Source organism: Streptomyces chromofuscus, assembly GCF_015160875.1.
GTDB classification, from domain to species: domain Bacteria; phylum Actinomycetota; class Actinomycetes; order Streptomycetales; family Streptomycetaceae; genus Streptomyces; species Streptomyces chromofuscus.
On sequence record NZ_CP063374.1, the window covers coordinates 5,197,781 to 5,222,353 of the forward strand.

The following is a 24,573-nucleotide window of genomic DNA, read 5'->3' on the forward strand; positions in this document are numbered from 1 at the left end:
GCCATGGGACGGTACGTCGTCCGGCGGCTGCTGCAGATGATCCCGGTCTTCTTCGGGGCCACCCTGCTGATCTTCCTGATGGTCAACGTGATGGGCGATCCCATCGCCGGCCTGTGCGGTGAACGGGAGTGCGACCCGGCGACGGCCGCCCAGCTCAGGAAGGAGTTCGGCCTCGACAAGCCCGTCTGGCAGCAATACCTGACCTACATGGGCAACGTCTTCACCGGCGACTTCGGCACCGCCTTCAACGGCCAGCCGGTCACCGAGCTGATGGGCAGCGCCTTCCCGGTCACCATCCGGCTGACGATCGTCGCGATCCTCTTCGAGATCGTCATCGGTATCACCCTGGGTGTGATCACCGGTCTGCGCCGGGGCCACCCCGTCGACACCTCCGTCCTGCTGGTGACCCTGGTGGTCATCTCCGTCCCCACCTTCGTCACCGGCCTGCTGCTGCAACTGCTGCTCGGTGTCCAGTGGGGCTGGATCCGCCCCTCGGTGTCCCCCGAGGCCCCCTTCGACGAGCTGATCGTGCCCGGGCTGGTCCTCGCCTCCGTCTCCCTGGCCTACGTCACCCGGCTGACCCGTACGTCCATCGCGGAGAACCGCCGCTCCGACTACGTCCGCACGGCCGTCGCCAAAGGGCTGCCCCGACGCCGGGTCGTCACCCGCCACCTGCTGCGCAACTCCCTCATCCCGGTCGTCACCTTCATCGGCACCGACATCGGCGCGCTGATGGGCGGCGCCATCGTCACCGAGCGCATCTTCAACATCCACGGCGTCGGATACCAGCTCTACCAGGGCATCCTCCGCCAGAACACCCAGACCGTCGTCGGCTTCGTGACCGTCCTCGTCCTGGTCTTCCTGCTCGCCAACCTCCTCGTCGACCTCCTGTACGCCGTACTCGACCCGAGGATCCGCTATGCCTGACGCTCAGCAGACAGGTGCGCCCGAGGGCGCCATCGCCGGGACGGGCATGGGCGGCGCGATGGACCTCGCCGCCGGCGAGGCGCGGACGGTGGAGCGGGCGCCGGGCGGCCCCGTCGGCGGCGGCCCCGCCGGCAAGCCCCGCTCGCTGTGGTCCGACGCCTGGCACGACCTGCGCCGCAACCCGGTCTTCATCGCCTCCGCCCTGGTGATCCTCTTCCTGGTGTTCATCTCGCTGTGGCCGTCCGCGATCGCCTCCGGCAGCCCGCTGCGCTGTGACCTGGCCAAGGCCCAGGAGGGCTCCCAGCCCGGCGCCCCCTTCGGGTACGACGGACAGGGCTGCGACGTCTACACGCGCACGGTCTACGGCGCGCGTACGTCCGTCGCGGTCGGCGTCTGCGCCACGCTCGGCGTCGCGGTCCTCGGCAGCGTCCTCGGCGGGCTCGCCGGCTTCTTCGGCGGCGTCGGGGACTCGATCCTGTCGCGGACGACCGACATCTTCTTCGCGATCCCGGTCGTCCTCGGCGGTCTCGTCCTGCTGTCGGTGGTGACCAGCAACACCATCTGGCCGGTCATCGGGTTCATGGTGCTGCTCGGCTGGCCGCAGATCTCCCGGATCGCCCGCGGCGCGGTCATCACCGCCCGGCAGAACGACTACGTCCAGGCCGCCCGCGCCCTCGGCGCCTCCAACTCCCGGCTGCTGCTGCGGCACATCGCGCCCAACGCCGTGGCGCCGGTGATCGTGGTGTCGACCATCGCGCTCGGCACGTACATCGCCCTGGAGGCGACCCTGTCCTACCTCGGCGTCGGCCTGAAGCCGCCCAGCGTCTCCTGGGGCATCGACATCTCCGCCGCCTCGCCCTACATCCGCAACGCCCCGCACGCACTGCTCTGGCCCTCCGGGGCGCTAGCCGTCACCGTGCTGGCGTTCATCATGCTCGGCGACGCGGTGCGCGACGCCCTCGACCCCAAGCTGAGGTGAGGTGCCGTCATGCTGCTCGACGTACGTGACCTGCACGTGGAGTTCCGCACCCGGGACGGCGTCGCCAAGGCCGTCAACGGCGTCAGCTACGGCGTGGACGCGGGCGAGACGCTCGCCGTGCTCGGCGAGTCGGGTTCCGGCAAGTCCGTCACCGCGCAGGCCGTCATGGGCATCCTCGACACGCCGCCCGGGCGGATCACCGGCGGCGAGGTCCTCTTCCGGGGCAGGGACCTGCTCACGCTCAAGGAGGAGGAGCGGCGCAGGGTCCGCGGCGCCGAGATGGCCATGATCTTCCAGGACGCCCTGTCCTCGCTCAACCCCGCCCTGACCGTGGGCGACCAGCTCGGCGAGATGTTCGTCGTCCACCGGGGCATGTCGAAGAAGGACGCCCGGGCCAGGGCCGTCGAGCTGATGGACCGGGTGCGCATCCCAGGCGCCAAGGAGCGGGTGAGGCAGTACCCGCACCAGTTCTCCGGCGGCATGCGCCAACGCGTGATGATCGCGATGGCGCTGGCCCTGGAACCCGCCCTGATCATCGCCGACGAGCCCACCACCGCCCTGGACGTCACCGTCCAGGCCCAGGTCATGGAGCTGCTCGCGGAGCTGCGGCGCGAGACGGACATGGGCCTGATCCTGATCACCCACGACCTCGGCGTGGTCGCCGACGTCGCCGACCGGATCGCGGTGATGTACGCGGGCCGGATCGTGGAGTCGGCACCGGTGCACGACATCTACAAGGCGCCGGCGCACCCGTACACACGCGGGCTGCTCGAATCCGTCCCGCGCCTGGACCACAAGGGCCGGGAGCTGTACGCCATCAGGGGCCTGCCGCCGAGCCTGCTGCACATCCCGCCGGGCTGTGCCTTCCACCCGCGCTGCCCCATGGCCCGGGACGTGTGCCGCACGGACGTCCCCCCGCTGTACGACGTGTCCGAACAGCGGGGGAGCGCCTGTCACTTCTGGCGGGAGTGCCTGGATGGCTGAGCCGATTCTCGAGGTCAGCGGCCTCGTCAAGCACTACCCGCTCACCACGGGCGTCCTGTTCAGGAAGCAGGTCGGCTCCGTGAAGGCCGTCGACGGCGTCGACTTCACGCTCGACCGGGGCGAGACCCTCGGCATCGTCGGCGAGTCCGGCTGCGGCAAGTCGACGGTCGCCAGGATGCTGGTGCACCTGGAGAAGCCGACGGCCGGGGTGATCCGGTACAAGGGCGAGGACGTCACCGAGTTGTCCGGCAAGGCGCTGAAGGCGGTCCGGCGCAACATCCAGATGGTGTTCCAGGACCCGTACACCTCGCTCAACCCCCGGATGACGGTGGGAGACATCATCGGGGAGCCGTACGAGATCCACCCCGAGGCGGCGCCGAAGGGCGACCGGCGCCGGAGGGTGCGGGAGCTGCTGGAGGTCGTGGGCCTCAACCCCGAGTACATCAACCGCTACCCGCACCAGTTCTCCGGCGGCCAGCGCCAGCGCATCGGCATCGCGCGGGGGCTGGCGCTGCGCCCGGAGATCATCGTCGCCGACGAACCGGTCTCCGCGCTGGACGTGTCCGTGCAGGCACAGGTGATCAACCTGCTGGACCGCCTGCAGCGGGAGTTCGAGCTCTCCTACCTCTTCATCGCGCACGACCTGTCCGTCGTCCGGCACATCTCCGACCGGGTGGCGGTGATGTACCTCGGCCGGATCGTGGAGATCGGCCGGCACACCGAGATCTACGACCACCCCACGCACCCCTACACCCAGGCCCTGCTCTCCGCCGTCCCCGTGCCCGACCCGGAGGCCCGTGAACACCGCGAGCGGATCATCCTCGCCGGTGACGTGCCCTCCCCGACGAACATCCCGTCCGGCTGCCGCTTCCGCACCCGGTGCTTCAAGGCCCGGGAGCGCTGCGCCGTGGAGGTCCCGGTACTGGCGGTCCCGGCCGAGTACCGCGGGACCACCGGCCCGGCGGCCCATGCCTCGGCGTGCCATTTCGCGGAGGAGCGGCAGGTCGTGGCACCCGGGGAGACGCGGTAACACACAGGCAACTCCGCCGACCCTGCACCGATATACGGACGCGCCATCCTTCAGGACGTACGGCCGTGCGGGTGCCGTGAACGGGCCGGGGTGCCGCCATGTCACCCCGGCCCGTTGCCGTGCCTACGCGAGCCGCAGCGAACGCCTGAGGAAGTCCACCTGGAGCAGCAGCAGGTTCTCGGCGACCTGCTCCTGCGGGGTCATGTGCGTGACGCCGGACAGCGGGAGCACCTCGTGCGGGCGGCCCGAGGCGAGCAGGGCGGACGACAGGCGCAGGGCGTGGGCGACCACCACGTTGTCGTCGGCCAGGCCGTGCACGATCATCAGCGGGCGGTGCGGCTCGGCCGGGGACGACAGGCCGTCGTCGGTGATCAGGGAGCTCTTCGCGTACGCCTCGGGGGAGTCGGCCGGGTGGCCCAGATACCGCTCGGTGTAGTGCGTGTCGTACAGCCGCCAGTCCGTCACCGGGGCGCCGGCGATGCCCGCGTGGAAGACGTCCGGGCGGCGCAGCACGGCCAGGGCGGCCAGCCAGCCGCCGTAGGACCAGCCGCGGATCGCGACCCGGGCGAGGTCCAGCGGGTGGCTTCGCGCGAGGTCCTGGAGCGCCTCGACCTGGTCGTCGAGGGAGACGGTGAAGTCGTCCCTGACCGCCTTCTCCCAGGCGGGGGAGCGGCCGGGCGTGCCGCGTCCGTCGGCGACGACCACCGCGAACCCCTGGTCGGCGAACCACTGCGAGGTCAGGTGCGCGTTGTGCGCGGCGACCACGCGGGGGCCGTGCGGGCCGCCGTAGGGGTCGAGAAGAACCGGGAGGGGAGTGTCATCGTGGTAGTCCCGCGGCATAAGCACGGCGCACGGAATCCTCCGTGCGCCCCCCTCGGTCAGGGTCACGCGCGGGGACATACCGGGATCTTCGGCGTACGACGGGATGACCGTCACCGTCCCCCAGTCTTCGGCCGGGGAGGCGCCCGTCTCCTTCCGGTCGCCCTCGCGCAGCACCCGCACCGTGGAGCCCGGCCGGTCCGGCGTCGCCGAGACGAGGACGGTCACGTCCCCGGCGCGCACCGCCGCGTGCACGCCCGGTTCCCGCGACAGCCGCTCGACGCCGAGTTCGTTGACGCGGTAGACGTGCACCTCGCCGGTCTCGGGAGCCGCCGCCCCCTGGCCGGCCGACGCCGACACGAGCACGTCGTCGTCCGAGACGTCGAGCACGGCCCGCAGATGCAACTGCGGCCCGGTCAGCGGGCGTTCACCCACCGCGAGCACTCGCGCGCCGCCCTCGTCGGCGATCCGCACCAGCTGCCCCGAGGGGGACCAGCACGGCACCCCAGGGAAAAGATCAAGCCAAATCGGATCTTCGTCGGCGTGCACCATCCGGGTCGCGCCCGTGTCCGGATCGACCGCCAGGTACAGCTGGCTGCGCTGGTCACGCGCCTGCACAAGGAGCAGCGGCGCACCCGCCGCTGACCAGTGCACTCGCGCCAGATACGGGTACCGCGCCCGGTCCCAGACGACCTCCGTGCGCGTCCCGTCCAGGCCGATCACGAACAGCCGGACGTCCGCGTTCTCCGTGCCGGCCGCCGGATAGGGGACGTGTTGTGGGTCACGTTCCGGCTGGGCCGGATCGGAGATCCACCACCGCCGTACCGGCGTGTCGTCCACCCGCGCCACCAGCAGCCGGTCGGACTCCGGCGCCCACCAGAAACCTCGCGAACGCCCCATTTCCTCGGCCGCGATGAACTCGGCCAGACCATAGGAAACCGACTCGCCGTCGGGTTCCGCGAGCGCCCGGTCGCCGTCGCCCTCGGCGCCGATCACCCGCAGGGCGCCCTGCGCGACGTACGCGACGTGCCGTCCGTCGGGGGAGGGGCGCGGGTCGATCACCGGTGCCTCGACAGGGAGTTCGCGTGCCGTGCCGGCCCGCAGCTCGGCCGTGAAAAGCCGCCCTGACAAGGCGAAAGCCGCCAACTCCGCAGCCGCGTCGGTCGCGTAGCCGACGATGCCGGCTCCGCCCTCACGGCTGCGTTCGCGGCGCGCCCGCTCCTCGGGCGAGAGGTCTTCCGCGGCCCCGCCCAGCAGGGCGCGCGGGTCGGCCGCCAGGCGCTCGGCGGCGTCCGCCAGGTCGAGCACCCACAGAGCGTTCGCCCGGTCCGTACCGGATTGCGAGCGCAGGAACACGACACGGGAACCGTCGGGGGCCACGGTGAACGAACGCGGCGCGCCGAGCGTGAACCGCTGGGTGCGGGCGTGCCGTCTGGGGAAGGAGTCAGGCTCGGTCGTCATGCCCCGACCATATTGGCCATGCGCCCCCTTGTGCGGCTGTGCGCCATTCGATGCGCGCGTACGGATAGTTATGATCACTAGCGCTGTGTGGGTATGAACCTGCTGGCCGCTGTATGGATGTACACGTTCCCTCGCACTGTTTCCCCCACATCCCGGGTTCTTGGAGGTGAGCCGCCGTGGCACTCTCGATTTCGGCGGTGGTGCTGCTGGCGATCATCGTCTTCCTGCTGATCAAGAAGTCAGGGCTGAAGGCCGGGCATGCCGTCGTGTGCATGCTGCTGGGCTTCTACCTGGCCTCGTCGACCGTGGCGCCCACGATCAGCGAGCTGACCACGAACATCGCCGGCATGATCGGCAGCATCAAGTTCTGACCGTCCCGGTCGGCTCGTAGGGTGGGGCCATGACGGAACAGCCCTCCCCCGAGCTCTTCGAGCAGGGGGGACCCCCACCTCGCTCCGGGAGGCGTCTGCTGCTCGTGCACGCGCACCCCGACGATGAGTCGATCAACAACGGCGCGACCATGGCCAAGTACGCGGCCGAGGGTGCCCATGTGACCCTGGTCACCTGCACCCTCGGTGAGCGTGGCGAGGTGATCCCGCCCGGGCTCGCGCATCTGACCGGTGCTGCCCTCGGCGAGCACCGGTTGCGCGAACTGACCGCCGCGATGCGGGAGTTGGGCGTCGACGACGTCCGTCTGCTCGGCGGGGCGGGCCGCTACCAGGACTCCGGGATGATGGGCCTGCCCGACAACGACGACCCCGGCTGCCTGTGGCGGGCGGACGTCGACGAGGCCGCGGCCCACCTCGTCGAGGTGATCCGCGAGGTACGGCCGCAGGTCCTCGTCACCTACGACCCGGACGGCGGCTACGGCCACCCCGACCACATCCAGGCCCACCGCATCGCCATGCGCGCCGCCGAGCTGGCCGACGAGGCGGGCCTCGGCATCGCCAAGGTCTACTGGAACCGCGTCCCGCGCACGGTCGCCGAGGAGGCCTTCGCCCGCCTCGCGGACGCGCTGCCCGGCCTGGCCTTCGCCAAGAGCGCCGTGATCGACGACGTGCCCGGTGTGGTCGACGACGAGCGGATCACCACCGAGGTCGACGGCACCGCGTACGCCGCTGCCAAGGCCGCCGCGATGGCCGCGCACGCCACGCAGATCGAGGTCGCCGAGCCGTACTTCGCGCTGTCCAACCAGCTCGCGCAGCCGCTGCTCACCACGGAGTACTACGAGTTGGTGCGCGGCGGGACCGGGGTTCCCCCGGCCGGGGGCCGAAGGGCCCAGGGGCGGGAGACGGACCTGTTCGCCGGGATCGAGGTGGCGTCATGAGCGACCGGCACCCGACACCGCTCGCGCAGCCGCTGCGACCGCCCTCCGCCGGGCGGATCGCGGCCTACCTCGGCCTGTTCGCGCTCGGCCTGCTGGTCGGAGCCGCCGGGGCGCTGGTGCAGGCCGCCTGGTTCCCGGGCGGGCTGCTGCTGGCGCTCGCGGCGGCCGCCGGAGCCTTCCTCGGCGGGGCGTGGGTGACCCGTGGCCGGGCCGGGGCCGTGGCGGGCGCGGCCGGCTGGCTGCTCTCCGTCATCCTGCTCACCGCCAGCCGGCCGGAGGGCGACTTCCTCTTCGCCGCGGGCGTGGGCTCGTACGCCTACCTCCTCGGCGGCATGGCCGTCGCTGTGATCTGTGCCACCCTCGCGCCGGCGCGGGGACCCGGGGGCCGGTCCGTCCGACTTGGCGAATGACGTACCGGTTCGCCCTCGTGCGGTGGTGCGAGTCGCGTGCGGGTTTCCCCAACCGTCGCGGGAAACACGCGCGTAGTGGCCAGTATGGTGGAGCCGCCGCCGAGCCGCCCGCGTTTCCGAGGTCGTGCCGGGCGGTGGAGCCAACCGGGAGAACCTGCCTTGAGTCGTGAAACTGACAGTCCGTCCTCCGGGCCCAACGGGCGCGGGGGTACCGCATACCCCTCGGGCACGCCGCCCTACGGCACCCCCACGGCTTCCGACAGCGGTGCGGACGCGGGCCGTTCGGGCGCAGGGGCCGAGGAGCGCAAGACCGAGACCACGCTGACGACCCGGATCCGGATCAACATCCCCGGATCACGGCCCATTCCGCCGGTCGTCGTCCGCAAGCCCGTCGCCGACGCCGAGGGCGACGGCGGCACCGACACCGAGGCGGCGGCGCAGGGCGCGGCCTCCTCCCCGGGCGCGGCCGAGACCCCTGCCGAGCAGCAACAGCCGGGGCCCGCCGAGGAGAAGACGAGCGACTGGTTCGCGCCTGCGTCCCGCAAGTCCGGTCCGGCCAAGCCCGGTCCGGGCGGCGGCGCCGCCAACGGAACGGCGACGCCGGGCGGTTCGGCCGCTCCGGGCGCCGCGCGTCCCGGCGGTGTCGTCGGTTCCATGACCGTGCCGGGCGGCTCCAGGCCCGCCCCGCAGACCGGAGCCCGCCCGGCCGGCCCCAAGGGCGCCGGCCTGCCCGGCGCGACCGGCGGCCCGGTGGCCCCCGGCCACGGTGGCGGCACCGGCTCCTTCGACGTCACCGAGGCCCTCACGGCGGGCCCCCTGGGCAACGGCAACGGCTCCCGCCCCGGCGAGCCGCGCCGCGACGACCTGCCGTACTTCGCCGAGCACGAACAAGCCGGCCAGAACGGGCAGAACGGCCAGGGTGCGCCCCACGGTCAGGACCCCTACGGCACGCACAGCCCGTACGGCGGTCAGGGCGCCGCCCGCGACAGCCGCGACGGGCTGAGCGGTTACGGCGGCCCGGCCGGCCCCGGCGGACCGTCCGGCCCGCAGGGCCCCGCGGGCCCGACCGGCGGCCCGGTCACCGGCGACAGCCAGCTCACCCGGCCCCGCGCGGCGGGAGCGCCCGCCGGCGTCCCGCACCCCGGCCCCGGCGGCGGGCTGAGCGACGACACCGCGATCCTCACGCCGCAGCAGCCGGCCCCCGAGCCGCCCCCCGGCAGCCCCTTCGGCATGCCGGTCGCCAACGTCTCCGGGGACACCCTCACGAGCGGCATCCCGGTCGTGCCGCCCGCCGACCGGAGCACCCCGTTCGGTGCGGGCCCCGCCGCCGGCGGACCGCTGCCGCACACCCCGCCGAAGCGGTCCGAACCGCCGCGGCAGACCGCGCCCGCCGCGGCGCCCAAGAAGAAAAAGAAGGGCCGCAACAAGCTGGTGCTGCTCGGCGGCGGCGTGTTCGCCATCGCCGGTGTGGCCTACGGCGCCGGGCTGCTGATGAACCACTCCGACGTGCCCAAGGGCACCACCGTGCTCGGCGTGGACATCGGCGGCGGCACCCGCGACGACGCCGTGAAGAAGCTCGACGAGGCCCTCGGCGACCGCGTCGACAATCCGCTGAAGCTGTCCGTCGACGGCGAGACCGTCTCGCTCAGGCCGGACCAGTCGGGCCTGCAGTTCGACGCCGACGCCACGGTCGACGCCGCCGCGAGGAGCGACTACAACCCGGTCTCCGTGATCGGCTCGCTCTTCGGCCAGGAACGGGTCGTGGAGCCGGTCATGCCGGTCGACGAGGAGAAGCTGCACTCCGCCCTCCAGGCCGCGGCGGGCGGCGCGGGGAGCGCGACCGAGGGCACCATCAGGTTCGAGTCCGGCAAGGCGGTCGCCGTCTACGGCAAGGCCGGCAAGGGCATCGACGTCGACGGGTCCACCGACGCCGTCGAGGACGCCTACCGCACCCAGGTGGCGACCGGCACGGCCACGCCCGTCCGGGTGCCGACCACCGCCAAGAAGCCGACGGTGTCCAACGCCGAGGTCGACCGGATGATGAAGGAGTTCGCCGAGCCGGCGATGTCCGGCATCGTCACCGTCCAGACCGACGCGGCCCACTCGATCGCCTTCAGCCCGGAGAAGTCCCTGTGGAAGTTCCTCCGCGTCCAGGCGGTCGACGGCAAGCTCGTCGACACCTATGACGAGGCCGCCCTGAAGGAGCTGTACGGCAGCACCTTCGACGACGTCCTGATCACCCGGGGCACGGGGCAGAAGACCCCGGTCACCGTCCAGGACGTGATCGGCGCCCTGCGCCCGGCCCTGAAGAGCACGTCGAACCGCGTGGCGACGATCGACACCGACCCGAGCTAGCGAGGGAGGGGGGCACCCGAACCCGTCGGGTGCCCGCTCCCGCCGTACGTCAGGGGCGGCGGACCCGGGGCGCGGGGGCCGCGTGACCGGCCCCGACACGGCCGCTACCGCCCCATCAGTTCAACAGGGCGCGAGCGGCCCGCGCCTCCCCCCGCACCCGCTCCGCCGCCTCCTCGTCCACGACCTCCACCAGGTCGGCGTACGCGTCGAACTCGGCGGCCCCACCCAGGAAGTCGCCCCGCCGCAACAGCAGCTGGGCCCGCTCGTACCGCAGCCGGGCCGGATGCGAGGGCAGCAGCAACGACAGCTCCACGGCCCACAGCCCCACGTCCGAGCGCTCGGCCCGGGCGGCGGCCCACGCCCGGATGTTGTTCAGGATCCGCAGCACCACGTCCAGCGGATCGGCGGGCGCCAGCATCGAGGGGTCGAGCGGCGCCCCCGTGGCCCCCACCACCAGCAACTCGGTGTCGTGCCCGCTCAGCACCCGTCCGGCGTCGAAGGGATCCGCGAGCACCTGCTCCTCGGCCCCGCCGGACAGCCCGGCGGACGGCTCGCCCGTCGCCCCGCCGAACCCGACCACGAAGTGCCCCGGCAACGCCACGCCGTACACCGGCGCTCCCGCCCGCCGCGCCACCTCCATCCACACCACCGACAGCAGGATCGGCAGTCCCCGCCGCCGCTGCAGGACGGCGTGCAGCAGCGACGACTCCAGCCGCTGGTAGTCCGCGGCGGAGCCGTGGAAGCCGCACCGCTCACCCAGCAGCTCCCGCATCGCCTCGGCCCAGGCCCGCGCCCCACCCGGCCGGAACGGCAGCAGCCCGGCCAGCCGGTCCAGCTCCACCTGGGCGGCGTCGATGCCCGCCTCGTCCAGGGCCGCGTCGGCCTGCGCGCCCACCAGCAGACACAGCGTCGCCAGATCGGGCCGCTCGGACCGCGCCTCCTCGGCGAACCGGCGCCGCAGCTCGGCCGACCGCTCCGGCGGTGGCGGGAAGGGTGGACGCATGACTACCTGCCCTCCGGCTCCCGGACGTGGTGGTACGTGTGATGCACACCGAGGCCCAGCCCGGCGTACAACGCCCGTGCACCGGCATTGTCCGTCTCGACCTGGAGCCACGCCGCCGACGCGCCCTCGTCCAGCGCCCGCCGGGCCAGCGCGGCCATCACCTCGCTCGCCAGCCCTCTGCGCCGCAGCGCGGGGTCCACCTCCACGGCGGCGAACCCGGCCCACCGCCCGTCGACGACGCACCGCCCGATCGCCGCCGGTACCGGGCCCCGGCCGCGCACGCTCGCGAACCACACCGAACCGCCGCTGCCGAGCACCCGCAGCGCGACCTCGCTCACCCCCTTGCGCTGGTACCGCGCCAGCCATCCCGCGTCCGCCTCCCGGGACAGCACCACCCCGGCGCCCTCGGCCCGGTCGGCGACCGGCGCGAGCCTACCGGTCCACAGCTCGGCGGAGACCTCCCGCACCCACCCCCGCCGCTCCAGCTCCGCGCACAGCAACTCCTGCGTGCCCTCGGCCCCGGTGGCGGTCTGGACGTACGCGGGCAGGCCCCGGTCGCCGTACCAGCGCCGTACGGCGCTCAGGGCCTCGTCCAGCGACACGCCGGGGTCGCCCAGCGGCAGCACGGAGTTGGCGCGCCGCGTGAAGCCCGCCCGTCGCCCGGCCACCGCCCCCCACGGACGCGCTTCGCGCGGCACCTTCTCGACCGCCGCCCGCAGCTCCCACTCGCCCAGCCGCTCGCTCTCCAGCGGCCGCCAGGCCCGCGCGGCGACCCGGGCCAGCTCCTCGAAGGAGGCGGCGGGGCCCCGGCGCCGGGCCGGCGCCGGGGGCACCACCTTGCCCGCGACCAGCGAACTCTCCGCGATCCGGACCTGTTCGCCGTCCCGTCGTGTGATCACGAGCACACCGTCGTTCCAGGATGTGAGAACACCCACCGTGTCGGTGAATTTCTGCACCGTGACACCAGGGTCCCCCAACCGCCGTACGGAGACTCGTTTGCCCACGTCAGCAGCGGTGATACGGACCTCAAGGCGTCCAGTCGCCGATATTTCCACGGGTCGGTTCACCCCTCCTGTTCGGATCATGCCCAGGAACGGAGATACTAGGGGCGGGCATCGACGACGCCGCGCTCCCGCGCGCCAGGCGGCGGAGCCTGAGGAGGCCCGCCAGCGCCCTATCGAGGAGGAACGACAGCGTGACCTACGTCATCGCGCAGCCTTGTGTCGACGTCAAGGACAAGGCGTGCATCGAGGAGTGCCCGGTCGACTGCATCTACGAGGGCTCACGGTCCTTGTACATCCACCCGGACGAATGCGTCGACTGTGGTGCATGTGAGCCGGTCTGCCCGGTCGAGGCGATCTTCTACGAGGACGACGTGCCGGAGGAGTGGAAGGACTACTACAAGGCGAACGTCGAGTTCTTCGACGAGCTGGGCTCGCCCGGCGGCGCGAGCAAGCTCGGCCTGATCGAGCGGGACCACCCCTTCGTCGCCGCGCTGCCGCCGCAGGGCGAGTGACTTCGTAAGCGGCCCAGAACCGCGCCGCCTCGGTCCCGTACGGCCCGATCACCCGATCGTCGCCGCACGGGACCGAGGCGTTTGCCGCACCAGAAAGTGAGCCAGACACCGTGTCCGCAGTCTCCGACCGCCTGCCCACCTTCCCCTGGGACAAGCTCGCGCCGTACAAGAAGACGGCCGCCGAGCACCCGGACGGCATCGTCGACCTCTCCGTCGGCACCCCGGTCGACCCGGTCCCCGAGCTGATCCAGAAGGCGCTGGTCGCCGCCGCCGACTCGCCCGGCTACCCGACCGTCTGGGGCACGCCCGAACTGCGCGACGCGATCACCGGCTGGCTGCGGCGCCGCCTCGGCGCCCGGGACGTCACCCACCACCACGTCCTGCCGATCGTCGGTTCCAAGGAACTCGTCGCCTGGCTCCCCACCCAGCTGGGCCTCGGCCCCGGCGACACGGTCGCCCACCCGCGTCTGGCCTACCCGACGTACGAGGTGGGCGCGCGCCTGGCCCGCGCGGACCACGTGGTGTACGACGACCCGGCGGAGCTGGACCCGGCGGACCTGAAGCTCCTGTGGCTGAACTCGCCCTCCAACCCGACGGGCAAGGTGCTGTCGAAGCAGGAGCTGACCCGGATCGTCGCCTGGGCCCGCGAGCACGGCGTGCTGGTCTTCTCCGACGAGTGCTACCTCGAACTCGGCTGGGAGGCCGACCCGGTCTCGGTGCTCCACCCGGACGTCAACGGCGGCTCGTACGAGGGCATCGTCTCGGTGCACTCCCTGTCCAAGCGCTCCAACCTCGCGGGCTACCGCGCCGCCTTCCTGGCCGGCGACCCGGCCGTCCTCGGGCCGCTGCTGGAGATCCGCAAGCACGGCGGCATGATGACGTCCGCGCCGACGCAGGCGGCGGTCGTGGCGGCCCTCGGCGACGACACCCACGTCCACGAGCAGCGCGAGCGGTACGCCGCCCGCCGCGCGGCCCTGCGCGAGGCCCTGCTGGGCCACGGCTTCCGCATCGAGCACAGCGAGGCCGGCCTCTACCTGTGGGCGACAAGGGACGAGTCCTGCTGGACCACGGTCGCCCACCTGGCAGACCGGGGCATCCTGGTCGCGCCCGGCGACTTCTACGGTCCGGCGGGCGAGAACTTCGTCCGCGTGGCCCTGACGGCGACGGACGAGCGGGTGGCGGCGGCGGTCGCGCGCCTCGCGTGAACGCGGCGAAGGGGTCCAGGGAACGGTCCTGGACCCCTTCGCTCAGGGAGCGGCGCTCGGCACTCAGCCGATCGACAGACCCTTGGTCGGCAGGGACGGCGTGGGCAGCCCGCCCTGGGTCAGCCCGTCCGTCGGCAGCCCACCCGTGGTGGCGGCGGACGACGCCGCGTCGCCCACGACAGCCCCGGCGGCCCCGGCGGCGTCACCCGCGACCTTCTGCACCGCCGGCATCGCCTTCTTCGCGGCCTGGCCACCGGTCTTGCCCGCGACCGGCACCGCCTTCTTGACCGCCTTGCTGCCGGCGTCACCAGCGGTTCCGGTCACGCTCTGGGCCGCGCTGTCGACGGTGTTGCCGACGTTCGCCGCGTCCAGGGCGGTCAGCCCGCCGAGGTTGCCGGTGGCGGGCAGTTCGGGGGCAGCGCTGGCGGAGCCGGCCGCACCGACCCCGGCAGCCGCCCCCGCTGCGACGAGCAGCGCGGCACGGGCGATCCGACGGGTCAGGGGGAGGGACATGGTGCTCCTTCGACGGGAGAGAACGGTGAAGTGTCCAGCCGTGCCCGGGAGTCGACCCCGCGATGTCGGTCGCGGTGGCGGTCGCGCTCACCCGGCTCGGACGCAGTGACTACCGCTCGAAGCCCGCGAAGGTTGCGGCGGGCCAACGTAAAGAGTTGGCAATGCGTCGCATAATCGGCTGCGGATAAAAGCGGGCAAAGAACACCTGGTCGGAAAGTGTGCCGAATCCTTACGGCGCCGTGTTTCCAAGGCTTTTGGCGGATGCGAGGGTGAGGTCACGAAAACCTGAGCACCCCGTCGCCCCGAGGGGGCCGATGTAACCCCTGGGGATGACCGCTCGTACTACTGCGCAGTGACGATCCGGACGGCGTTCGCGGCGTCCGTGCTTCCCGTGCGCTCCGCGTTCGTCGCGTTCCGCCACCGGCTGTCGGTGTGTCCGGCGACCCATTCCCGGCCGCCGTAGAGGACGCGTTCGATACGCAACGCGGAGGCGTTGGCCACGGCCCAGTGCGCGATCTGCCAGCCGCGTTCCCGGACGCCGCGCCCGTCGCCGTCCTCGGTCACCGGCACGGTCACCGTCCGCCCGCTCGTCTCGGTGACCAGGGTCGGCGTGGGCGTCGGCGTGGCGGCGCCCACCTCGGCCCCGGCCTGCTGGACGGCGTTCTGTCCGAAGTCCCGTACCAGCGCGGAGCGCGCCGCGTCCGGACCGGCGGTCGGGGTGGCGCCCGGCCGGCCCTCGCAGGTCAGCGTGGCGGCGGCGCGCCCCGTGAGGGCGGCGGCGAGCAGGGTCGCGTCGGGTTCGTGCTTGGCGTACGCCTGCGGGAAGCCGCTGCGTTGCACGCGCTGGGCGGCGACGGTCAGGGGCAGCCGGGTGTAGCCGGGGACCTTGACCAGGTGGTCGTAGAACATGCCCGCCGAGTAGATCGGGTCCATGATCTGCTCCTCGGTTCCCCAGCCCTGCGAGGGCCGCTGCTGGAACAGACCGAGCGAGTCGCGGTCGCCGTGGCCGATGTTGCGCAGCGCGGACTCCTGCAGCGCGGTGGCGAGGGCGATGGTGACGGCCCGTTCGGGCAGACCGCGGGCGGTGCCGACGGCGGTGATCGTCGCGGCGTTGACCGCCTGTTCGGGAGTGAACTCGTACGTCGCCCCGTCGTCGTCGGCCGAGGCGACCCTGCATCCCGGGCTGCCGGCGCCTCCGGTGATGTACTGCACCGCGAGATAGCCCGCGACCGCGAGCAGGACGACGAAGGCCGCCCCGATACGCAAGAGGCGGCCGCGACGCCGACGAGTGGGGGACGGCTCTGGCACGCGTACAAGGTACTGGAGAGTAAGCCGTGGCAGGCGCCTGCTGCGGAAAGTGCTCCCAGGCCGGGGACGCTAGGGTCGACGTATGGCCGACTTCCCGCTTGACCTTGCCCTGGACGCCGCACGACTCACCGCCCAGCTCGTCGACCTCCCCTCGGAGAGCGGCGACGAGAAGCCCCTTGCGGACGCGATCGAGAACGCGCTGCGGGCCCTGCCGCACCTGACGGTCGACCGGTACGGCAACAACGTCGTCGCCCGCACCGACCTGGGCCGGTCGCAGCGGGTGATCCTCGCCGGGCACATCGACACGGTGCCGATCGCCGGCAACGTGCCGTCCCGGCTGGACGAGGACGGTGTGCTGTGGGGCTGCGGCACCTGCGACATGAAGGCGGGTGTCGCGGTGCAGCTGCGCATCGCGGCCACGGTCCCGGCCCCGAACCGCGACCTGACCTTCGTCTTCTACGACAACGAGGAGGTCGCCGCCGACCTCAACGGCCTCGGGCACGTCGCCGACGCCCACCCCGAGTGGCTGGAGGGCGACTTCGCGGTGCTGCTGGAGCCCTCCGACGGGCAGGTCGAGGGCGGCTGCCAGGGCACCCTGCGCGTCCAGCTGAGGACGGCGGGCGAGCGGGCCCACTCGGCGCGCGGCTGGATGGGTTCCAACGCCATCCACGCGGCGGCCCCCATCCTGGCCCGCCTCGCCTCGTACCAGCCCCGCCACCCGGTCATCGACGGCCTGGAGTACCGCGAGGGCCTGAACGCGGTGGGCATTTCGGGCGGTGTGGCGGGCAATGTCATCCCCGACGAGTGCGTGGTGACGGTCAACTTCCGCTACGCCCCGGACCGTACGGAGGAGGAGGCGATCGCCCACGTCCGTGAGGTGTTCGCGGACTGCGGTGTGAGCGACTTCGTGGTCGACGACCACAGCGGTGGCGCGCTGCCCGGCCTGTCCCACCCGGCCGCGGCGGCCTTCATCGAGGCCGTGGGCGGCACCCCGCAGCCCAAGTACGGCTGGACGGACGTCTCCCGCTTCAGCGCGCTGGGCATCCCGGCGGTCAACTACGGGCCCGGCAACCCGCACTTGGCGCACAGGCGGGACGAGCGGGTGGAGACGGCGAAGATCCTCGCGGGGGAGGAGCGGCTGCGGACCTGGCTGACGGCGTGAGCGGTGCGAGGGGCGCGCGGGGGGCTCTCCTCGTGGGCGCTTTGTTGCAGACATGCGCATGTCCCCCCTCCGTAACCGGTGTGGATCTACGCTGAGGTGGAAACACCCCGCTAGCGGAGGGAGCGCACATGGCTACCGGCAACCCTGAGGGCAAGCAGCAGCCGCCGGAGGAGCAGCGTCTCGGGCCGGTCCTCCGTCGACGGAGCCAGGTGACGGCGAGCACGACGGACCAGCGACTGCTGGACGCGGGCGGCCCGTCGGACTGGGTCCACACCGACCCGTGGCGTGTCCTGCGCATCCAGTCGGAGTTCATCGAGGGCTTCGGCACGCTCGCCGAACTCCCGCCCGCCATCAGCGTGTTCGGTTCCGCCCGGACGCCGGTGGAGTCCACCGAGTACGAGTACGGCGTCCGGCTCGGCCGGGGCCTGGTGGAGGCGGGTTTCGCGGTCATCACCGGCGGCGGCCCCGGGGCGATGGAGGCGGCCAACAAGGGCGCGGTCGAGGCGGGCGGTATCTCGGTCGGCCTCGGCATCGAGCTGCCGTTCGAACAAGGGCTCAACCCCTATGTCGACATCGGCCTGAACTTCCGGTACTTCTTCGTGCGCAAAATGATGTTCGTCAAGTACGCGCAGGGTTTCGTGGTGCTGCCCGGCGGCATGGGCACCCTGGACGAACTCTTCGAGGCCCTGACCCTGGTCCAGACGCAGAAGGTCACCCGCTTCCCCATCGTCCTCTTCGGCACCGAGTACTGGGGCGGCCTGGTCGACTGGCTCCGCAACACCCTGGTCGCCCAGGGCAAGGCGGCGGAGAAGGACCTTCAGCTGTTCCACCTGACGGACGACGTCGACGAGGCGGTCGCGTTGGTGTCCAAGGAGGCGGGACGCTAGCGCCGGGCCGGGGCCGCCGTCGTCACGCGGCGTAGGGGGGTGACGGCCACCGGCCGCCCCCTCGCCCCTCCCGCATCGGCCTGCGCGGCCTCGTCCTCGATCGCCGGACCGGCCTGGACGACGTGATCCGGCATCGGACGGCATGGCGGGCGAGGCCTCGGGGGCCTCAGGCCAGGCCCCGGCGGGCGACGGTCGGCTCGCGCCACCCGCCGATCGCCGACACCATCTCCAGCACCTGACGGGTCTCGGCCACCTCGTGCACCCGGTACACCTGCGCCCCGAGCCACGCGGACACCGCCGTCGTCGCCAACGTACCGATCACCCGCTCCTTCACCGGCTTGTTCAGGCTCTCACCGACGAAGTCCTTGTTGGACAGCGACACCAGCACCGGCCACCCCGTCTCGACCATCTCCCCGAGCCGCCGCGTCGCCTCCAGACTGTGCCGCGTGTTCTTCCCGAAGTCGTGCCCGGGATCGATCAGCACCGACTCCCGCGGCACGCCCAACGCCACCGCCCGCTCGGCCAGCCCGAGCGTCACCCGCAGGATGTCCGCCATGACGTCGTCGTACGTCACCCGATGCGGCCGCGTACGCGGCTCCGCCCCGCCCGCGTGCGTGCACACCAGTCCCACCCCGTACCGTGCGGCGACCTCCGCGAGCCGCGGATCCACCCCGCCCCACGCGTCGTTCAGCAGATCCGCGCCGGCCTCGCACACGGCCCGGCCGACCTCGTGCCGCCAGGTGTCGACACTGATGACCACGTCGGGGAACCGCCGCCGCACCTCCGCGACGAACCCCACCGTCCGCCGCGCCTCCTCCTGCGCGGTCACCTCCTCGCCGGGTCCCGCCTTGACCCCGCCGATGTCGATGATCGCCGCACCCTCGGCCACCGCCTGCTCCACCCGGGCCAGGGCCGGCTCGTCGCGGAACGTGGCGCCCTGGTCGTAGAACGAGTCCGGGGTCCGGTTCACGATCGCCATGATCACCGGCTCGCGCGGGTCGAACTCCCGCCTGCCCAGCCTGAGCATCCCCTGTGACCTCTCCTCGTTCGTCCTGGTCCTGGCCCTTTGCGGCCGCCTGCGACCCTAACTGTCAGACTCGCATGGCACGATCGGACCCTGACACATCCGACGTCGGCGTACGCCACACGTATGCCGGCACACTCCGCGTGGGGACCTCAGCGATGGTTATGTTCTTCTTCCTGGTCGTCGCCCTCGCCGTCGTGGTCGCCGCGGTGACCCTCGCCGTGGTCGGCGGCGGCGAGCACGGCCCGCTCCCCGAGGCCGCTCCCGAACGGCTGCAGGACCCGCTGCCCCTGGACCGCCCGGTCGGCCGCGCGGACATCGACACCCTGCGCTTCCCCCTCGCCGCCCGCGGCTACCGCATGGCCGACGTCGACGACGCCCTCAACCGCCTCGCCGCCGAGCTCGCCGAGCGGGAAGCCCGGATCGCCGACCTGGAGTCCGCCCTGGCCGGTGCGCAGGCCGCCGCCCGCGTCCCCATGGACAAGCCGGGCCGGGAGGACGAGCAGCGATGAGCGACGGCACCGCCCTGGCCGGCCCGGACGGCGCGCTCCGCTGCCCCTGGGCGCTGTCCACGCCGGACTACGTGACGTACCACGACGAGGAGTGGGGCCGCCCGGTCCACGGCGACGACGCGCTGTTCGAACGGCTGTCACTGGAGGCCTTCCAGTCCGGCCTGTCCTGGATCACCATCCTGCGCCGCCGCCCCGGCTTCCGCGCCGCCTTCGCCGACTTCGAGATCGCCACGGTCGCCACCTACACCGACGAGGACCGCGAGCGCCTCCTCGCCGACGCCCGCATCATCCGCAACCGCGCGAAGATCGACGCCACCCTCGCCAACGCCCGCGCGCTGGCCGACTGGGCGCCGGGCCAGCTGGACGACCTGATCTGGTCGCACGCGCCCGACCCGGCCACCCGCCCGGTGCCGAAGACCCTCGCCGACGTCCCCGCGGTCACCCCGGAGTCGACGGCCCTGTCCAAGGCCCTGAAGAAGCGGGGCCTGCGCTTCGTGGGGCCGACGACGGCGTACGCGCTGATGCAGGCCTGCGGTCTGGTCGACGACCACCTCGTGGACTGCTGCGCACGCCGCGCCGGCTGAGCGGCGGACCCCGCGGACCGGCTCAGCGGCCCAGGTACTTCGGCTTCTCCTTGTTGACGAACGCCTGGACCGCGATCCCGTGGTCCTCCGACGCCCCCGCCCGCGACTGGAGTTCGTCCTCCTTCTCCAGCGTCTCGGCCAGGGAGTGGCTGAACCCGTACGCCACGGCCTCCTTGATCGCGGCGTACGCCACCGTCGGTCCCTCGGCCAGCGCGCGGGCCACGCTCTCGGCCTCCGCGCGCAGCTCCGCCGCCGGCACGACCCGGTTCGCGAGGCCCAGCTCGTACGCCTCCTGCGCCTTGACGCTGCGCGGGAAGAGCAGCAGGTCAGTGGCGCGTCCGGGGCCGACCACGCGCGGCAGCGTCCAGGAGACACCGGAGTCGGCGGTCAGCGCGACGCCCGCGAACGACGTGTTGAAGGCGGCCGTGTCCGCCACGACCCGGTAGTCGGCGGCGAGCGCGAAGCCGAAGCCGGCCCCGGCGGCGACCCCGTTCACGCCCGCGACCACGGGCTTCGCCATCTCGGTCAGCGCCCGCACGATCGGGTTGTAGTGCTCGCGCACGGTGCTCATCGTCTGTCCCTCGCCCGCCTCCCGGTCGGCGGCCAGCAGTCCGATGTGCTCCTTGAGGTCCTGGCCCACGCAGAACGCCCGGTCACCGGCGGCGGTCAGCAGCACCGCCCGGACGGCGTCGTCGGCCGCGGCGGTCCGGACCGCGTCCCGGAGGGCGACCTTGGCCTCGATGTTCAGCGCGTTCATCGCCTCGGGGCGGTTCAGCGTGATCGTCGCGAGCCCGTCGTTCACCTCGTAGAGCACGGTGTCTGCCATGGCGTATCCCCTCCGGTTCGGCGGCTCGGGGCGTACCGGTCGGTACGTCCTGTCTGAGACAGCATGGCGGAGATCACCGGAGACGGCCCCGGACGTCCGTGTGAGCTGCGTCAAACAATTCGGGACGGTTTCCGGACCGCGGATGTCCGTGCGGCTGCGCAGTATCGCAGTCACATCGCCGAATTGAGTGGTTTTGCTCGCGCGCGTTGCCCAAGCGATGCCGACTGATGTTGGTCATCGGGTCGTGAGATGCGGGATAATGGCCTGGAAGCAATGTGTTCGATGCCGGTGTCGCGTGTCTGGCTTCACGGACCGCGCGTGCCCTTCAGCGGGCCGTCGGCCTTGACGATGAGCTGGTTTTCAGGAAGGGGAACGAGCATGGCGGCCATGAAGCCGCGGACGGGTGACGGCCCGCTCGAGGTGACCAAGGAGGGGCGGGGCATCGTCATGCGCGTTCCGCTCGAAGGCGGCGGTCGGCTCGTCGTCGAGTTGACCCCGGACGAGGCCGACGCGCTCGGCGACGCCCTCAAGAAGGTCGTGGGCTGACCCGGAGGCGACCATACCCTTTCAGCCGCCCCGGCACCGCATTCGGTGCCGGGGCGGTTGTTTGCCCGGGTGCATCGAACATGCGGTCCACCAGGTCGTCGGGGTCATCGGGCGGTCGGCAGCGGTCCGCCGGCTTCCTCGGCAAGCGGTGCGGCGGGCCGTCGTGGCAGCGCTCCGCCCTGGCCATCGGTTGCCCGGGGGAGCGACTGTCGGTCGTACCGGTTGGCCGGGCGAGCGACTCCGGTCCCACCGGTTTCCTGGGCGGAGGACTGCCGGTTGTACCGGTGTCACGGGCGAGCGATCCGCCGAGACCGCTCACCGCTCACCGCTTGACGGCGCAGAGCAGCCCGTCGCCCACCGGCAGCAGCGACGGCACCAGTTCCTGGCTCTCGCGCACCGCCCGCAGCAGTTCCCGCAGTCGCAGCACCTCCGTCGGCTGCGGCCCCGAGTCCACCGTGCGCCCGTTGGCGAAGACGCCCTCGAACACGACCAGGCCGCCCGGCCGCAGCAGGCGCAACGATTCAGCGAGGTAGTCCAGCACCTCCAGCCGGTCACCGTCGCAGAAGACGAGGTCGTAGCCGGCGTCCGCGAGCCGGGGCAGCACGTCCAGGGCGCGGCCGGGGATGAAGCGGGCCCGGTTGCTGGCGAACCCCGAGGCGCGGAAGGCCTGCCGGGCGAACTGCTGGTGCTCCGGCTCGGGGTCGACCGTGGTCAGCACGCCGTCCGGGCGCATCCCGTGCAGCAGATGGATTCCGGAGACACCGGTGCCGGTGCCGATCTCGGCGACGGCCTTGGCGTCCACGGAGGCGGCCAGCAACCGCAGCGCCGCGCCCGTGCCGGGCGACACCGAGCGCAGCCCTGCGTCCTGGGCCCGGTCGCGGGCCCAGTGCAGCGCGTCGTCCTCGGCGACAAAGGCGTCGGCGAACGCCCAGCTCGTCAGCCGGTTGCCGGTAATGACCCTCTCCTGTCCCCGTGGTTGCCTGGGCGTGACTGTATCCGTTGGCGTCGGGAACCCGCAGATGGGACCGGGCGTTTAGAGGGGTGGGAGACGACGGCGGGGGACACAGTTGGATCACGACCGCGAGCGGGACGGCGAGCAAGTGCTGACGCAGCCGCATGAGCCGTATCAGCACAGATCAATTTCTCGTAAAACCGCTTATGGGGAGCTAACGGGCGAGGTGGCTATGGTAGGGGCTCCACTGGACACCACCAGAGCTGACAGGGGAGGTGCGGCTGCGCCTGTGGACCGCACAGGAGTGCTGCGGCGCTTCCTCGGGTCGGCGGGCAGGCCGAAATCCGTGAACGACACCGCTGACCACAGCCACGCCGCCGGCCACGACCGGACCGCGACCTTCACCACCGACGCGGACGGGCAGGCGTGGACTCCGCCCACCTGGGAGGAGATCGTCAGCACCCACAGCGGTCGTGTCTACCGGCTGGCCTATCGCCTCACCGGCAACCAGCACGACGCCGAGGACCTCACGCAGGAGGTCTTCGTCCGCGTCTTCCGCTCCCTGTCGACGTACTCGCCGGGCACGTTCGAGGGCTGGCTGCACCGCATCACCACGAACCTCTTCCTGGACATGGTCCGCCGTAAGCAGCGCATCCGTTTCGACGCCCTCGGCGAGGACGCGGCCGAGCGGCTGCCCAGCCGCGAGCCGTCCCCGCAGCAGGTCTTCAACGACGCGCACTTCGACGCGGACGTCCAGCAGGCCCTCGACACCCTCGCGCCCGAGTTCCGCGCCGCGGTCGTCCTGTGCGACATCGAAGGACTGTCGTACGAGGAGATCGCCGCGACCCTCGGCGTCAAGCTCGGCACCGTCCGCTCGCGGATCCACCGCGGCCGTTCCCAGCTGCGGAAGGCCCTCGCGCACCGGTCTCCGGAGGCGCGAGCCGAGCGCCGCTCGTTCGTGCCCCGTGTCCCCGCTCTGGGGGGAGGAGGCGCGTCCGCGTGAGTGGCACACGGCCGACGGCTGCCGAGGAGCACCTCGCAGAGCAGCACCTGGGAGACCGACTCGCCGCCCTGGTGGACGGTGAGCTCGGTCATGACACGCGTGAGCGCGTGCTGGCGCACGTGGCGACCTGCCCGAAGTGCAAGGCGGAGGTCGACGCCCAGCGCCGGCTGAAGAACGTCTTCGCGGAGGCCGCCCCGCCGCCGCCCTCCGAGAGCTTCCTGGCCCGTCTCCAGGGGCTGCCCGGCGGAGGTGATGTCGACGGTGGTGTACCACCGATGGGGGGCGGCTTCGGCGGCGGACTGCCCACGGCACGGCCCGGCGCCCCGGGCGTCTTCGGGGTGAGGCGCGGGGAGCGCTTCGACTTCGCGTACGTCCCCGCCGCCGCGCACGCGTCCGTACTGCCCGGCTCCGTACAGCGCGGCTTCCGCATGCATGACGTCGGCCGCAGTGAGGCCGAGCGGGCGGCGGCCTCGCGCGGGCGCCGGTTCGCCTTCGTGGCCGCCGGGGCGGTGTCCCTGGCCGCCATCGCCCTGGGCGGCGTCACCGTCGGCACCCCGGCCGACACGGACACGCGGGGTGGCTCCGGCAGCAACGTGACCCCGGCGCGGCCGGGATCCGGGACGGCGACGGCACCCGAGAACCAGCGGCGCCGCGGCGTCGGCCCGCTGCTGGCGCAGGGACAGGGCGGACGGACGCTCGGGGACATGCCGGTGGCGCCGACGGAGGTGTCCGCACCGCTGCTGCCCGGGGTGGCGGCCCAGCCGGTGCACGCGCTCACGGCACCGGTGGTGGCCGGCGCGGCCGCGATGTCGCCGCTGATACGTCCGCCGGCGGCGACCCCGCCGATCACGCTCACCAGCTGGTCGACGGCACCGGAGGTCACGGTTCCCGGCCTGCTCGCGGCGCCCGTCACCGACGGGAGTCCCGCTCCCTCCGCGTCCTCCGCCCGCGCACCCCGCTGACCGGCCCCTCGGCCACGGCGTCCGAACCTGGTTGAATCCAGGGGGAAACGCGCCCGCGCCACGGCGTCCGGCGCGGAATCGACGAACTGCGGCCGCACCGACGACGAGCCGTGCTGCGGCCGACTGTGGGGAGACCATGAACGAGGGCACCGTGCCGACGCCGGGCAAGGGGGAGGGCGACTTCGAGCTGAGGCGCCCGGAGGAGGTGCCCGCGCAGACGGCTTCCGACGAGGCGCCGGGGGCGCAGGCACCGAGGGGCGACGGGTCGGCCGGTGATG

Annotated in this window: 25 protein-coding genes; 17 read left to right on the forward strand and 8 right to left on the reverse strand. The window is 72.6% G+C overall.

The features are described 5' to 3' along the window. Positions 1–3: 3 nt before the first annotated feature. From IPT68_RS23560 to IPT68_RS23575, 4 genes are read left to right on the forward strand one after another with little or no spacing between them, the layout of a single operon-like run. On the forward strand, positions 4–927 hold the full coding sequence (locus IPT68_RS23560; RefSeq protein WP_189696363.1) for an ABC transporter permease: 924 nt from the start codon (positions 4–6) through the stop codon (positions 925–927). Beyond that, positions 920–1,906, forward strand: a complete 987-nt coding sequence (locus IPT68_RS23565) for an ABC transporter permease (protein ID WP_189696364.1) — start codon at positions 920–922, stop codon at positions 1,904–1,906. The genes IPT68_RS23560 and IPT68_RS23565 overlap by 8 nt, the downstream gene beginning before the upstream one ends. Positions 1,907–1,915: 9 nt before the next feature. Next, a complete protein-coding gene (locus IPT68_RS23570; protein WP_189696365.1) occupies positions 1,916–2,890 on the forward strand; it encodes an ABC transporter ATP-binding protein in 975 nt (324 codons plus the stop codon). Beyond that, a complete protein-coding gene (locus tag IPT68_RS23575) occupies positions 2,883–3,920 on the forward strand; it encodes an ABC transporter ATP-binding protein (protein ID WP_189696366.1) in 1,038 nt (345 codons plus the stop codon). The genes IPT68_RS23570 and IPT68_RS23575 overlap by 8 nt, the downstream gene beginning before the upstream one ends. A 123-nt stretch (positions 3,921–4,043) precedes the next feature. Here IPT68_RS23575 and IPT68_RS23580 read toward each other — a convergent pair whose 3' ends face one another. Beyond that, positions 4,044–6,200 carry a prolyl oligopeptidase family serine peptidase gene (locus IPT68_RS23580; RefSeq protein ID WP_189696367.1) on the reverse strand — a complete coding sequence of 719 codons (2,157 nt, stop codon included), beginning with the start codon at positions 6,198–6,200 and terminating at the stop codon, positions 4,044–4,046. A 176-nt stretch (positions 6,201–6,376) separates the two neighbouring features. On the opposite strand from IPT68_RS23580, the gene IPT68_RS23585 reads away from it, so the two are divergent. The 4 genes from IPT68_RS23585 to IPT68_RS23600 all read left to right on the forward strand — a co-directional run bounded on the left by IPT68_RS23585 (position 6,377) and on the right by IPT68_RS23600 (position 10,292). Continuing rightward, a complete protein-coding gene (locus tag IPT68_RS23585; RefSeq protein WP_019755516.1) occupies positions 6,377–6,571 on the forward strand; it encodes a hypothetical protein in 195 nt (64 codons plus the stop codon). A 29-nt stretch (positions 6,572–6,600) separates the two neighbouring features. Beyond that, positions 6,601–7,527 (forward strand): N-acetyl-1-D-myo-inositol-2-amino-2-deoxy-alpha-D-glucopyranoside deacetylase, encoded by a 927-nt coding sequence (mshB, locus tag IPT68_RS23590; protein WP_189696368.1) that lies wholly within the window; start codon positions 6,601–6,603, stop codon positions 7,525–7,527. Next, positions 7,524–7,937, forward strand: a complete 414-nt coding sequence (locus IPT68_RS23595; protein WP_189696369.1) for a DUF6113 family protein — start codon at positions 7,524–7,526, stop codon at positions 7,935–7,937. Before mshB ends, IPT68_RS23595 begins: the two co-directional genes overlap by 4 nt. A gap of 159 nt (positions 7,938–8,096) precedes the next feature. Next, positions 8,097–10,292: a hypothetical protein gene (locus IPT68_RS23600; RefSeq protein ID WP_189696370.1), complete on the forward strand. Its 2,196-nt coding sequence runs from the start codon at positions 8,097–8,099 to the stop codon at positions 10,290–10,292. 115 nt (positions 10,293–10,407) lie between these two features. Here IPT68_RS23600 and IPT68_RS23605 read toward each other — a convergent pair whose 3' ends face one another. After that, complete coding sequence (locus IPT68_RS23605) at positions 10,408–11,295, reverse strand: transglutaminase-like domain-containing protein (protein WP_189696371.1); 888 nt, start codon at positions 11,293–11,295, stop codon at positions 10,408–10,410. A 2-nt stretch (positions 11,296–11,297) separates the two neighbouring features. Continuing rightward, complete coding sequence (locus IPT68_RS23610) at positions 11,298–12,350, reverse strand: GNAT family N-acetyltransferase (RefSeq protein ID WP_189696672.1); 1,053 nt, start codon at positions 12,348–12,350, stop codon at positions 11,298–11,300. A 140-nt stretch (positions 12,351–12,490) separates the two neighbouring features. On the opposite strand from IPT68_RS23610, the gene fdxA reads away from it, so the two are divergent. Further along, on the forward strand, positions 12,491–12,811 hold the full coding sequence (gene fdxA / locus IPT68_RS23615) for a ferredoxin (protein WP_023546973.1): 321 nt from the start codon (positions 12,491–12,493) through the stop codon (positions 12,809–12,811). 110 nt (positions 12,812–12,921) lie between these two features. Continuing rightward, positions 12,922–14,016, forward strand: a complete 1,095-nt coding sequence (locus tag IPT68_RS23620) for a bifunctional succinyldiaminopimelate transaminase/glutamate-prephenate aminotransferase (protein WP_189696372.1) — start codon at positions 12,922–12,924, stop codon at positions 14,014–14,016. A gap of 63 nt (positions 14,017–14,079) precedes the next feature. On the opposite strand, the gene IPT68_RS23625 is transcribed toward IPT68_RS23620, so the two are convergent. Then, positions 14,080–14,529: an ATP-binding protein gene (locus tag IPT68_RS23625; protein WP_189696373.1), complete on the reverse strand. Its 450-nt coding sequence runs from the start codon at positions 14,527–14,529 to the stop codon at positions 14,080–14,082. Positions 14,530–14,871: 342 nt separating this feature from the next. Further along, positions 14,872–15,837, reverse strand: coding sequence for a heavy metal transporter (locus tag IPT68_RS23630; RefSeq protein ID WP_189696374.1), 966 nt, complete (start codon positions 15,835–15,837; stop codon positions 14,872–14,874). A gap of 82 nt (positions 15,838–15,919) precedes the next feature. Here IPT68_RS23630 and dapE point away from each other — a divergent pair, with 82 nt between their 5' ends. After that, positions 15,920–16,999, forward strand: coding sequence for a succinyl-diaminopimelate desuccinylase (gene dapE / locus IPT68_RS23635; RefSeq protein ID WP_189696375.1), 1,080 nt, complete (start codon positions 15,920–15,922; stop codon positions 16,997–16,999). Between the two features lie 128 nt (positions 17,000–17,127). Further along, on the forward strand, positions 17,128–17,886 hold the full coding sequence (locus IPT68_RS23640; RefSeq protein WP_189696376.1) for an LOG family protein: 759 nt from the start codon (positions 17,128–17,130) through the stop codon (positions 17,884–17,886). A 166-nt stretch (positions 17,887–18,052) separates the two neighbouring features. Here IPT68_RS23640 and folP read toward each other — a convergent pair whose 3' ends face one another. Then, the gene (gene folP / locus IPT68_RS23645; protein ID WP_189696377.1) at positions 18,053–18,913 is read right to left on the reverse strand and encodes a dihydropteroate synthase; all 861 of its coding nucleotides are present in this window, start codon (positions 18,911–18,913) and stop codon (positions 18,053–18,055) included. Positions 18,914–19,068: 155 nt separating this feature from the next. Here folP and IPT68_RS23650 point away from each other — a divergent pair, with 155 nt between their 5' ends. Together IPT68_RS23650 and IPT68_RS23655 are read left to right on the forward strand one after the other, a co-directional pair. Beyond that, the gene (locus IPT68_RS23650; RefSeq protein WP_189696378.1) at positions 19,069–19,422 is read left to right on the forward strand and encodes a DivIVA domain-containing protein; all 354 of its coding nucleotides are present in this window, start codon (positions 19,069–19,071) and stop codon (positions 19,420–19,422) included. Continuing rightward, positions 19,419–20,006 carry a DNA-3-methyladenine glycosylase I gene (locus tag IPT68_RS23655; RefSeq protein WP_189696379.1) on the forward strand — a complete coding sequence of 196 codons (588 nt, stop codon included), beginning with the start codon at positions 19,419–19,421 and terminating at the stop codon, positions 20,004–20,006. Before IPT68_RS23650 ends, IPT68_RS23655 begins: the two co-directional genes overlap by 4 nt. A gap of 22 nt (positions 20,007–20,028) precedes the next feature. Here IPT68_RS23655 and chcB read toward each other — a convergent pair whose 3' ends face one another. Then, complete coding sequence (chcB, locus tag IPT68_RS23660) at positions 20,029–20,832, reverse strand: 2-cyclohexenylcarbonyl CoA isomerase (RefSeq protein ID WP_189696380.1); 804 nt, start codon at positions 20,830–20,832, stop codon at positions 20,029–20,031. A gap of 378 nt (positions 20,833–21,210) precedes the next feature. Between chcB and IPT68_RS23665 the strand changes: the two genes are divergently transcribed. Next, the gene (locus tag IPT68_RS23665; RefSeq protein ID WP_003966491.1) at positions 21,211–21,378 is read left to right on the forward strand and encodes a DUF3117 domain-containing protein; all 168 of its coding nucleotides are present in this window, start codon (positions 21,211–21,213) and stop codon (positions 21,376–21,378) included. Positions 21,379–21,700: 322 nt separating this feature from the next. On the opposite strand, the gene IPT68_RS23670 is transcribed toward IPT68_RS23665, so the two are convergent. Next, positions 21,701–22,399 (reverse strand): O-methyltransferase, encoded by a 699-nt coding sequence (locus tag IPT68_RS23670; RefSeq protein WP_308438740.1) that lies wholly within the window; start codon positions 22,397–22,399, stop codon positions 21,701–21,703. 235 nt (positions 22,400–22,634) lie between these two features. Between IPT68_RS23670 and sigE the strand changes: the two genes are divergently transcribed. Both sigE and IPT68_RS23680 read left to right on the forward strand, forming a co-directional pair. Then, the gene (gene sigE, locus IPT68_RS23675; RefSeq protein ID WP_189696674.1) at positions 22,635–23,333 is read left to right on the forward strand and encodes an RNA polymerase sigma factor SigE; all 699 of its coding nucleotides are present in this window, start codon (positions 22,635–22,637) and stop codon (positions 23,331–23,333) included. Beyond that, entirely contained in the window at positions 23,330–24,295 is a 966-nt protein-coding gene (locus tag IPT68_RS23680; protein ID WP_189696381.1) for a zf-HC2 domain-containing protein, read from the forward strand. Before sigE ends, IPT68_RS23680 begins: the two co-directional genes overlap by 4 nt. Positions 24,296–24,573 lie beyond the last annotated feature (278 nt).